9 protein-coding genes and 2 tRNA genes are annotated in these 9,757 nt (G+C 56.8%); 9 read left to right on the top strand and 2 right to left on the bottom strand.

From position 1 onward, the window contains the following. The first annotated feature begins 180 nt into the window (after positions 1–180). The 4 genes from Q3981_RS08950 (at position 181) to Q3981_RS08935 (ending at position 2,408) form a co-directional block, all read left to right on the top strand. A tRNA-Ile gene (locus tag Q3981_RS08950) sits at positions 181–254 on the top strand. 69 nt (positions 255–323) lie between these two features. After that, complete coding sequence (locus Q3981_RS08945; RefSeq protein ID WP_303125419.1) at positions 324–1,082, top strand: trimeric intracellular cation channel family protein; 759 nt, start codon at positions 324–326, stop codon at positions 1,080–1,082. Then, positions 1,054–1,800 carry a serine hydrolase gene (locus tag Q3981_RS08940; RefSeq protein ID WP_303125422.1) on the top strand — a complete coding sequence of 249 codons (747 nt, stop codon included), beginning with the start codon at positions 1,054–1,056 and terminating at the stop codon, positions 1,798–1,800. Before Q3981_RS08945 ends, Q3981_RS08940 begins: the two co-directional genes overlap by 29 nt. A 116-nt stretch (positions 1,801–1,916) precedes the next feature. Then, positions 1,917–2,408: a DUF3145 family protein gene (locus tag Q3981_RS08935; RefSeq protein WP_303125417.1), complete on the top strand. Its 492-nt coding sequence runs from the start codon at positions 1,917–1,919 to the stop codon at positions 2,406–2,408. A gap of 46 nt (positions 2,409–2,454) precedes the next feature. Here the strand turns inward: Q3981_RS08935 and Q3981_RS08930 are convergent, their stop codons facing one another. Further along, on the bottom strand, positions 2,455–2,682 hold the full coding sequence (locus tag Q3981_RS08930) for an acyl carrier protein (RefSeq protein WP_303125415.1): 228 nt from the start codon (positions 2,680–2,682) through the stop codon (positions 2,455–2,457). A 112-nt stretch (positions 2,683–2,794) separates the two neighbouring features. Beyond that, positions 2,795–5,515 (bottom strand): pyruvate dehydrogenase (acetyl-transferring), homodimeric type, encoded by a 2,721-nt coding sequence (aceE, locus tag Q3981_RS08925; protein WP_303125410.1) that lies wholly within the window; start codon positions 5,513–5,515, stop codon positions 2,795–2,797. Positions 5,516–5,818: 303 nt separating this feature from the next. Between aceE and Q3981_RS08920 the strand changes: the two genes are divergently transcribed. From Q3981_RS08920 to Q3981_RS08900, 5 genes are all read left to right on the top strand, one after another. Beyond that, the gene (locus Q3981_RS08920; protein WP_296106150.1) at positions 5,819–6,199 is read left to right on the top strand and encodes a DUF3052 domain-containing protein; all 381 of its coding nucleotides are present in this window, start codon (positions 5,819–5,821) and stop codon (positions 6,197–6,199) included. Between the two features lie 199 nt (positions 6,200–6,398). After that, positions 6,399–6,471 (top strand) — tRNA-Val (locus Q3981_RS08915). 317 nt (positions 6,472–6,788) lie between these two features. Further along, positions 6,789–7,667: a hypothetical protein gene (locus tag Q3981_RS08910; protein WP_303125408.1), complete on the top strand. Its 879-nt coding sequence runs from the start codon at positions 6,789–6,791 to the stop codon at positions 7,665–7,667. A 32-nt stretch (positions 7,668–7,699) separates the two neighbouring features. Then, the gene (locus Q3981_RS08905; protein ID WP_303125406.1) at positions 7,700–8,689 is read left to right on the top strand and encodes a hypothetical protein; all 990 of its coding nucleotides are present in this window, start codon (positions 7,700–7,702) and stop codon (positions 8,687–8,689) included. Then, the gene (locus tag Q3981_RS08900) at positions 8,683–9,636 is read left to right on the top strand and encodes a CobD/CbiB family cobalamin biosynthesis protein (RefSeq protein ID WP_303125404.1); all 954 of its coding nucleotides are present in this window, start codon (positions 8,683–8,685) and stop codon (positions 9,634–9,636) included. The genes Q3981_RS08905 and Q3981_RS08900 overlap by 7 nt, the downstream gene beginning before the upstream one ends. Positions 9,637–9,757 lie beyond the last annotated feature (121 nt).

The following is a 9,757-nucleotide window of genomic DNA, read 5'->3' as shown; positions in this document are numbered from 1 at the left end:
CGGTCTTGGTGTTATTAATCCCTATTTTTTAGGTTGTGACCTGCTGTTTTATGGGGTGTTCGGACACACTTCATGCTACTTACCCCTCTGTACCTGGCTGGTTAACCGTGCCTCTCACGCTGCGTAGAAACCGGGTGAAGCAATAGCGGTATTCCCCCGATCGTTTGCTATCATCCTCACGGGGCTATAGCTCAGTAGGTTAGAGCCACGGACTCATAATCCGTTGGTCGCGGGTTCGAGCCCCGCTGGCCCCACATCATCCCTTGTCTATTCTCGTAGGCAAGGGATTTTTAGCTTCACATGGTTCAGATTGGTGAATAACCATGGACATTATCTCCGTCTATCGCATTATCGACTTAACCGGTGTCTTCATCAACGGCATCCTGGGAGGCGCTATCGCGCGTCGTCGAAAATTCGACGCTATCGGATTTGGCCTCCTTGCTATTTTGTCTGGCCTCGGCGGCGGTTTACTCCGAGATACGCTCCTCCAAAACGGTCTCCCCGCCGCATTAAAAGAGCCCATCTACCTCGGCGTCGCATTATCCGGCGGTCTCGTCGCCATGACAGTGTCGCTAGAGCGAGAACAATGGAACAAGCTTCTCAAAATCGGTGACGGCATCGTCCTCGGAGTCTGGGCAGTAACCGGAACGATAAAAGCCCTCAATGCCGGTTTACTATGGCCCTCCGCGATGCTCCTCGGCATGATCACCGCGGTCGGCGGCGGAATGATCCGCGATATCACCATCGGCGTTGTCCCCGCGATTTTCGGTGGCAACACCTTGTATGCGACGTCGGCACTTCTTGGTAGCGGGATGATGGTGCTCTTCAACAGCTTCCAGCTTCAAACCGTAGGCATGGTGGTGTCAGCGTCGTTTGCCTCCATCTTGTCTATCGTCGCCTATTTCAAAGGGTGGGGACTGCCTAATAACCCCGATTGGGCACCAGTCACTATGACTGCAGGTCAACTCCGGCGGCTCATGCTCACGCGCGCTATGGTTGAACACGATGAACGATTGGCCCGTAAACAACGCCGCAAGCTCCGTCGACGGAAAGATGACGGGGGATCCCACTCGAGTATTTGAGCTCGCTAGTGTCACCAAACTCCTGACCTCCCGCGCTGTGTTGGTCGCCGTGGAAGAGGGGGTCTGCGACCTGACAACACCCGTCGGACCAGCGACGGTAGCGCATTTGCTTGCCCACGCTAGCGGCGTCGGGTTTGCCTCGGCCGAGCCTGAAAAGGCGCCGGAAACGCGACGCATCTATTCCTCAGCCGGGTACGAGATCCTCGCGGACTACATCGAAAAAGAAACCGAGATCCCGTTCTCGGAGTATCTGCAAGAAGCGGTATGTCAGCCTCTGGGAATGACTGACACTGAACTCTATGGATCAGCTGGCCACGGTGCGCGATCCACACTGCACGACATGGATTTGTTCGCCCAGGAAATGATGAATCCGGAATTGGTGGCGGACCCCCACTATGAAGTGTGGTACCCGGATCTGGCCGGCGTCGTCCCTGGCTACGGGATGTTCAAACCATGCCCGTGGGCTCTGGGGCCTGAAGTGAAAGGGAAGAAGGGGCTCCCGCGCGAACGCGGAGGATCGGGCCGCGAACACTGGACCGGCACAGTATTGCCTCCGCACACCGTCGGGCATTTTGGGCAAAGCGGAACGTTCTTGTGGACCGTTCCGGGGGAGCACTACGCCGTGGTTCTCACCGACCGGGACTTTGGCGACTGGGCCAAGCCATTGTGGAGCGCATGGAATGATGCGCGGGCTCGAGAATTGGGATACAGCGCGTAATTCATGGGCCATGAGCGGGTCTTTAGCGGGGGAGAGGGACACAAACGAGAGGCTCGCCGCCTAATACCACCAGTCACACTAATTAACTTGCGCAACATGCGTTATGACCTGCACTTATGTTGCAAACCCACACGGGGGATAAAGCGCTACTTGAGGTTGCGGCGTCGGGAATGTGTTCCGGAATATGGGAGAAAGCAAGCCGTCGGAGCTGGAGGGGAAGCCAGCTCACCGCGCTTCTTGGTGACAACCTAAGGAGAACGGTGATGATTTACGTCGACAACGGTGGGGCCGAATTGGTGCGCCAACTTTTGCGTACCGGCGAACCCTTTTGCGTTATTGAATACGGGAAAAGCATGTGGAGGTTTACGCCAAGCCTAGGGCTGCATGTTGCAGATATTGATGATTTAGGAAATGTCGTCCTGACGGAGCACCGGCTTCGCGCGATTCTCGCCGAGGCAACAACTCGTCAGGAGATCGACGCTGCCGTTCGCAGCGCATTAGGTGAAGCCTGGGATTACGCTCCAGAACTCGTGCCCGCTGCCGACGATGACGCGGCGAACGTGGATTTGGACCGCGACTACGACGCGACGCTCGTGCGTCAAACCTGAGCACCCTGTGATGCTGCGGCGCTTAGCAGGCGTAATACCGCGGCGTTTAGGAATCTTGCTCCATGAAGTTGACCATGTCCCTAATCGACGTGAACGAATCGATCTGTTCCTGGTCCACGCGGCGCCCCGAATGTTCCTCGATGCCCACGCCGATATCGATCACAGACAGTGAATCCAGGCCAAGGCTATCCACGGTGGAGTCAAGGGTGATGTCGTCCGGGTCAACGTGCCCATATTTCGCCACAATGCTTTTGACCTCATGAAAAACGTCCACGGGGCCAGGCTACCAGGCGTGAAGCCCGATGCCGTGCCCCGTGGACTGTCGACAACGCGTGTCGCGGACCAGCCCCGTGGACCAGCCCTCTAATCAGAGCCGACCCAGGTTGTTAAGCCTTAGTGGGGTCGTCGATGTGGAAATCCTTCGCGGCTTGATCAGCCACTGAGACGTCGATCTTCCCTTCCCGGGCTAACCCAGCTAAGACAGCGACGACGATAGATTCCGCGTCGGTGTTGAAGTACCGGCGGGCAGCGGCACGAGTGTCAGAGAACCCGAAGCCATCGCAGCCGAGCACGGTGTAATCACCGGGCACCCACTTGCGGATTGTTTCACCAATCGTCGTATCAAAATCGGACGCAGCAACAAACGGACCGTGTGCCCCGCTCAGCTGCTTCTCCAGGAATGCCGTTCCCACATCCTTCGACGGGTGACGCAACTGCTCGCGATCATGGCGGACGCCATCGCGAGCCAATTCCGTCCACGACGTCACCGAGTAGATAGCCGCATCGACGTCGAACTTGTCGGCAAGGATATCGCGGGCCTTCAGAGCAGCCTGCATACCGATGCCCGACGCCATAATGGTCGCATCCTTACCATTCTGGTACTGGTAAATGCCCTTGTGAACGCCCTCGACGTCGAGGTTCTCCGGCTCAGCGGGCTGGTGGATGGGCTCGTTGTAGCAGGTGAGGTAGTAGATGACGTTTTCACCAGGGCAATCCCCGTACATGCGTTCAATTCCGCGAGGAATAATGTGCGCCAACTCGTAAGAGAACGCGCAGTCGTAGGAGACGACGGACGGGTTGGTTGTGGCCAGCGTCAAGCTGTTGCCGTCCATGTGCTGGAGGCCCTCACCGGTCAAGGTGGTCCGTCCGGCTGTGGCTCCGATGAGGAATCCACGTGCCATTTGGTCACCGGCTGCCCAGATCGAGTCACCAGTGCGCTGGAACCCGAACATGGAGTAGAAGATGTACAGCGGAATCATCGGCTCGCCATGAGTGGCATACGACGTACCAGCCGCTTGGAACTCCGCCACCGATCCGGCCTCGTCAATGCCCTCATGCATCATCTGTCCGTCGGTCGCCTCGGTGTAAGACAGCATCAGGTCATGATCCACAGCCGTGTACCGCTGACCGTGCGGGTTGTAAATCTTGTTCGTCGGGAACCAGGAATCCAACCCGAACGTACGAGCCTCATCCGGAACAATCGGCACCACGCGACGCTTGATTTCCTTGTCACGCATCAGCGCTTTCATGATGCGGACAATGGCCATTGTGGTAGCCACTTCCTGCTTGCCGGAATCCTTACGCATCTGTTTGAGCTTGTCCACACCAGGAACCGAGAGAGGCGTGAACGTGTTGCGTCGCTCCGGCAGGAACCCGCCCAGCTCTTTCCTGCGCTCCAGCATGTACTTGATTTCGGGAGCGTCGGGGCCGGGGTTGTAGTACGGAGGCAGCTTCGGATCCTTCTCTAATTCCTCATCAGAGATCGGAATATCCTGCTTCGTCCGGAAGAGCTTGAGGTCGTCGAGGGTCAGCTTCTTCATCTGGTGGGTGGCGTTGCGGCCCTCGAAGTTGTGGCCCAGACCGTAGCCCTTAATCGTGTGGGCCAGAATGACGGTCGGCCGGTCCTTCGTCGCCAAAGCGCGCTGGTAGGCGGCGAAAATCTTGCGGTAGTCGTGGCCACCGCGGCGAAGATGCCAAATGTCCTCATCCGACATATTTTCGACGAGTTTCGCGGTGCGGGGATCGCGGCCGAAGAAGTGCTCGCGGATGTACGCCCCGTCGTTGGCCTTGAACGTCTGGAAATCGCCGTCATGGGTGTTATTCATGAGGTCGACCAGGGCGCCTTCTTTGTCGGCGGCGAAGAGCTTGTCCCACTCACGCCCCCACACGACCTTGATGACGGACCAGCCGGCACCGCGGAAGAAGGATTCCAATTCCTGGATGATCTTCGTGTTACCGCGGACAGGGCCGTCGAGACGCTGCAGGTTACAGTTCACGACGAAGGTGAGGTTATCCAGGTTGTTGAGCGACGCGATCTGCAGGAGGCCACGCGATTCTGGCTCATCCATCTCACCATCGCCGAGGAACGCCCACACGTGCTGCTGGGATGTGTCTTTAATGCCACGGTTAAGGAGGTAGCGGTTGAACCGCGCCTGGAAAATCGCTTCCATGGGGCCGAGGCCCATCGACACTGTCGGGAATTCCCAGAAGTTGGGCATCCCATGCGGGTGAGGATAGGAGGGGAGGCCCCGGTGTTCGCGGGAAACTTCCTGGCGGAACCCATCCATGTCCTCTTCGCTTAGTCGGCCCTCAAGGAATGCGCGGGCGTACATCCCGGGTGAGGCATGTCCCTGGAAAAACACTTGGTCCCCGCCGCCCGGGTGATCCTTGCCTTTGAAGAAGTGGTTAAACCCAACTTCGTAGAGAGGGGCCGCGCCGGCATAGGTGGAAATGTGTCCCCCGACTCCAATACCTGGGCGCTGCGCACGGTGAACCATGATCGCCGCATTCCACCGAATCCACCGACGGTAGCGCTTCTCGATGTCCTCGTCGCCGGGGAACTCGGGCTCCATCGTCGTCGGAATAGTGTTGACATAGTCGGTCGATGTGAGGGACGGGAGGGAAACGCGTTTCGCCGTTGCACGCTCGATCATGCGCAACATGATGTAGCGCGCACGATCACTATCTGCGTTCTCCAGCATCCCGTCCAGGGACTCAAGCCACTCACGAGTTTCTTCGGGGTCGCTGTCATTGAGGTAGGACGCGACGCCATCACGAATGAGGGCGAAATTGCTGTCTCGCGACGAATCGGGCGAGGTATCAGTCATCGACGTGTACTCCTGAACTTGTGGAATGTGGCCAAAACTCTTGGACAATGGCCAATATCTTTATCTGAATCGATTCTACGCAGCGGCACTCTTTCCAGCAGAAACCAATCAATTTGGGTGGGGGTGACAGCATTATTGACGCCAGGGGTGTCATTGTGGGGGAATCTGGGGGACGTCGTGGGAGAGTCGATGAGATAATTTCACGTAAAAACGGTAACCTCGCTAATAATTCAATCCATATTGTCAAGGAGGCACCAAACCGTGGGCGAGGCGGCCACGCGCGACAAAGACTTTGCTGATCGCATGGGCGTGACAAAAGGAAATATCATCCTGGAACTCGGGTGGGATGACGACTGCGATTCAGCGGTGAGCGAATCGCTTGAAGATGTCATAGGCGAACCTCTCTTGGATGACCCCGACACCGACGAAATTGTCGACGTCGTCTTGTTATGGTGGCGAGACGACGACGGAGACCTCGTTGATGGACTCGTGGATGCCACACGAGCACTAGCGGAAGACGGCCAAATCTGGTTGGTGACCCCAGGGGCAGGACAAGCAGGCACCGTTCCGCCGGGGGATATCGCTGAGAACGCTCAACTGGCCGGGCTGGTGCAGACCTCCGCATTGCGGTTGGGGGACTGGCAAGGTTCCTGCCTGGTTCAGCGTGGGGCGCGTCGGAACTAAAGCCGGACTTAACGCGGGTATTAAAGCTACAGCGGGCGCTGGCCTTAGGTGATTGGGCCGGTGGCGGTTTCCTGTGCTCGATTCCCGTTTTCGCAGGTGTGGAAAGCCCGGTTTTCAGCGGTTTTCTCTTTCCAACGTGGCATATGCTAGCTTTGTCTACGGCCTGAGAGCAGCACAGCCTTGAGCCATGAACAATTAAGCGCCTTTAGCTCAGCTGGAAGAGCAGCTGGTTTACACCCAGCAGGTCGGCGGTTCGAACCCGTCAGGGCGCACATCACAATCACAACCTCTATTCGCACAGCGGATGGAGGTTTTTGTCATATAGACCCCCATTTTCACCCTCAGGCTGGGGTAGGGGACGCGACTGATACATGTACCGGACTCTATGTCGCTGTGGTCATCTGGGTACACTGCTTGTGGCCAACTGCCGTCCATTGCTCACGCGCTGACTGTTTATAAAGGGGTATTCTCCATGAATCAAGAGCCCGGTCGACGTTTGGAGAATTCGACTTCAGGAAACGATGGCGAATGGGGATCCTTTTATCCCCCACAAAATAACGAGCCTAAGCCTCCGAAAAAACGGAACCTGATGCCCATTGGCATAACAGTCGTCATAACCGTGGCCCTCGTCATTGGGGCTTCCATCATTTGGGTTGCGTTGAAGAATGCCGACAAGAACAGCGGACAAGACGAATCCGTCGCAGTGGCCAGCAGTGGGACGCTAGAAAGTCAGTCAGAGTCACCGCAGCACGGGACCGCTAACCCCTCAACGCCGTCCGCGTCTGATGGAGACAAAAAAGCCTCGACCGATCGTTGTGATGAATCCTACCTGCGGAAAAATGTTCCGCAGTTGACGGGCGACAGAGAAGTGATGTATTGCTCGGGTGATTGGCTGCTGTTCGGCACGCCCCAAAGTGACGACGTGAACCACTACCACTGGGCTAATGGCCGCTGGTCCAAATATGAACGAGACGGAGAGTCCAAAATCAGCGGGTCTGACTGTTATCTCGGTTCGCGGCTAGACGCTGATCATGTGCCATCGGAGATACGATCGAAATTCACCGAATGTTATCCCGATGACACCACGAAGAGCAATGAGTCATCGTCGTCTAGCAACACGGATTCCAATGGCTATATTTCGTCGGTCACTGTTTCTGGCCGGACCGTGCGTGCCTCGTCGCCGGCATGTGACGGAAGAAATATTGTTATCAAGGATTCAATCGTCGATACGAACAAAGACGCTACAGCCGGAGACATTTCACGAGCACTCGCGGCCAACCCGGGTTCGGAATTTATGACGCCGGGACATTGCTCGTCATTACGTGGACAGCTCAACGGCGACGACATTTATCCCGTCTATGAAGATTTCGGCTCCGACAGAAGCGCCATGTGTGAAGAAGCGGGGTCGAGAAGTAATTGGTATCCACGAACACTCAATGATCGTGGTGACTTTAGCTCCCCGTGCTAATCACACAGTGACAGCCCACCAAGGATGAAACGATGAGTGGAAACAATCAATGGAATGGCGGAAACGATCAATGGGGTTTTGATGGTGGTGCTTCGAACCAGCAAGCCCCTCAACAGGTTCCCCAGCAGCCGAAAAAACGCTCACGTGCCATCCCCATTTTGTGGACCATTCTGGCACTGGTTGTGATCGCGGCAGTTGTCGTTATTGCGGTGCAAGTCATCAATAACCGTGCCAGCAACAACACTTCTGCCGACGGTGGTGCGGCGTCGTCAGATGCCACGACCTCACCGGCTGAAGATAGCCAAGAAACTAGCTCTACAGCAGAGGCTAACGATAGCGACAATAAGAGCGGCCCCTCTGTGAGCGAGCGGTGCACCATTGATTACATGCACAAAACCGGTGCGATCTACGACGATCTTAATGATGTTGATAAGTGTGACGGCACATGGGCGATAGCATTTCAGCACGGTACAGATTGGAGTTTTCCGCTTCATTGGACGGGGTCCAAATGGGAGCCGTATATGCCGGACAGAGATAACCCCAATTCGCATTTAGGTGGCCGATGCTACAGCGATGACAGAATGGAGCGCGATGGTGTTCCCAAAAACCTTCAGACCCAGTTTGGTCGGTGCGTGCCTGAATGGACAGAAGAAAAGCATTCCAACAATAACAACAGCGACGGAACTATCACCTCGGTGTCGGTTAACGGAAGCACTCGCTCTATCCGCAATGTCACCTGTGACGGTGATTATGTCTTGATTGTGCAATCCGTCATCGACCAACCGGGTGGGGATACGAAAGGTAAGTTGCGGTCAGCGTTGGCCAGCAACTCTGACGCCTATTACACCTACCCCGGTGCTTGTCCGTCGTTGCGGAAGAAGGATTCCAACGGCAACCTGGTCTATCCCGTGTTAGTCGATTATGGGAACGATCTCGATGCTGTGTGCGAGGCAGCTTCCAGGACAAGCGGTGCTTTCCCCCGTCGGCTCAACAATGACGATAGTTACTCGTCGCCATGCTAGGCCGTAGTGCGCATCGGTTCCTCCGCCTCACTCCGGAACAATATGGGCTAGCCGGGGGCTTTCTTGCCGACGCTATCGTCGGGGACCCGGCGTCCTATCACCCCGTGGCATTATTTGGGCGCGCAGCCCAAGCCTTGGAAAAGTGGATTTATGCCGATTCGCGGTCCCGTGGTGTTGCGTTCGAAGCGTTGTCAGTTGGTATCCCCGTACTTGTCACCACAGCGCTCGCTGGCCCTCGTCGCACTACACGGCACGCGGTTGTGCTTGGCGTCGTCACATTCTTTAGCCTCGGCGGGACAAGCCTTGCCCGGACAGGTGGCCGAGTTGCCTCGGCATTAGAGCAGTACCAATCCGGCATGACTACTATCGACGAGCCACGCCAGTGGGTTCCGTGGCTGTGTTCGCGCGATCCGAACTCGCTCGATGCCGATGGCATTGCTCGCGCTGCGGTCGAGTCCCTGGCCGAAAACACGTCCGATGCCAGCGTCGGAACCCTGATCTGGGGAGCGCTGGCGGGAGCTCCCGGAGTCGTGGCGCACCGCTGCATTAACACCCTCGACGCGATGGTGGGCTACAAGAGCGACCGATACATGAATTTCGGGTGGGCCGCTGCCAAGCTGGATGACCTGGCAAATTGGCCGGTTGCGCGGGTGACAGCGCTCATTCACTCCGCCGTTGGTGGGCGACGATCGATCACGGCGTGGCGGAAGCAAAACCATCCCAGCCCTAATGCGGGAGTTGTGGAATCCACCGCCGCGGGTGCTTTAGGCGTGCAATTGGGCGGCGCCACGCAGTATTCCTATGGAGTTGAGATGCGCCCAGTCATGGGGGAGGGGCCTGCACCAACTATTGCCGACGTCAGACGCGCGGTGACGCTGTCACGCGGTGTTCAATACGCGGCCTTGGGGATCGCACTTGTTCTTCAGCGGTGCATGGATCGGCGTTAACTAGAACCAGTCTCCAACTAGAACCGCTCTTCGTCCTTCTTAAAACGCTGAGCGAAAGCGTTACGGCGTTTAGTTCCCCCGTAGCGGTTGTCGTACAAATCCTGCTGATACGTCGGCTCCG

The organism is Corynebacterium sp., from assembly GCF_030530965.1.
Classification (GTDB): Bacteria; Actinomycetota; Actinomycetes; order Mycobacteriales; family Mycobacteriaceae; genus Corynebacterium.
Note: the sequence above shows the minus strand (reverse complement) of the source record. Positions and strands in the feature narration are given on the sequence as shown.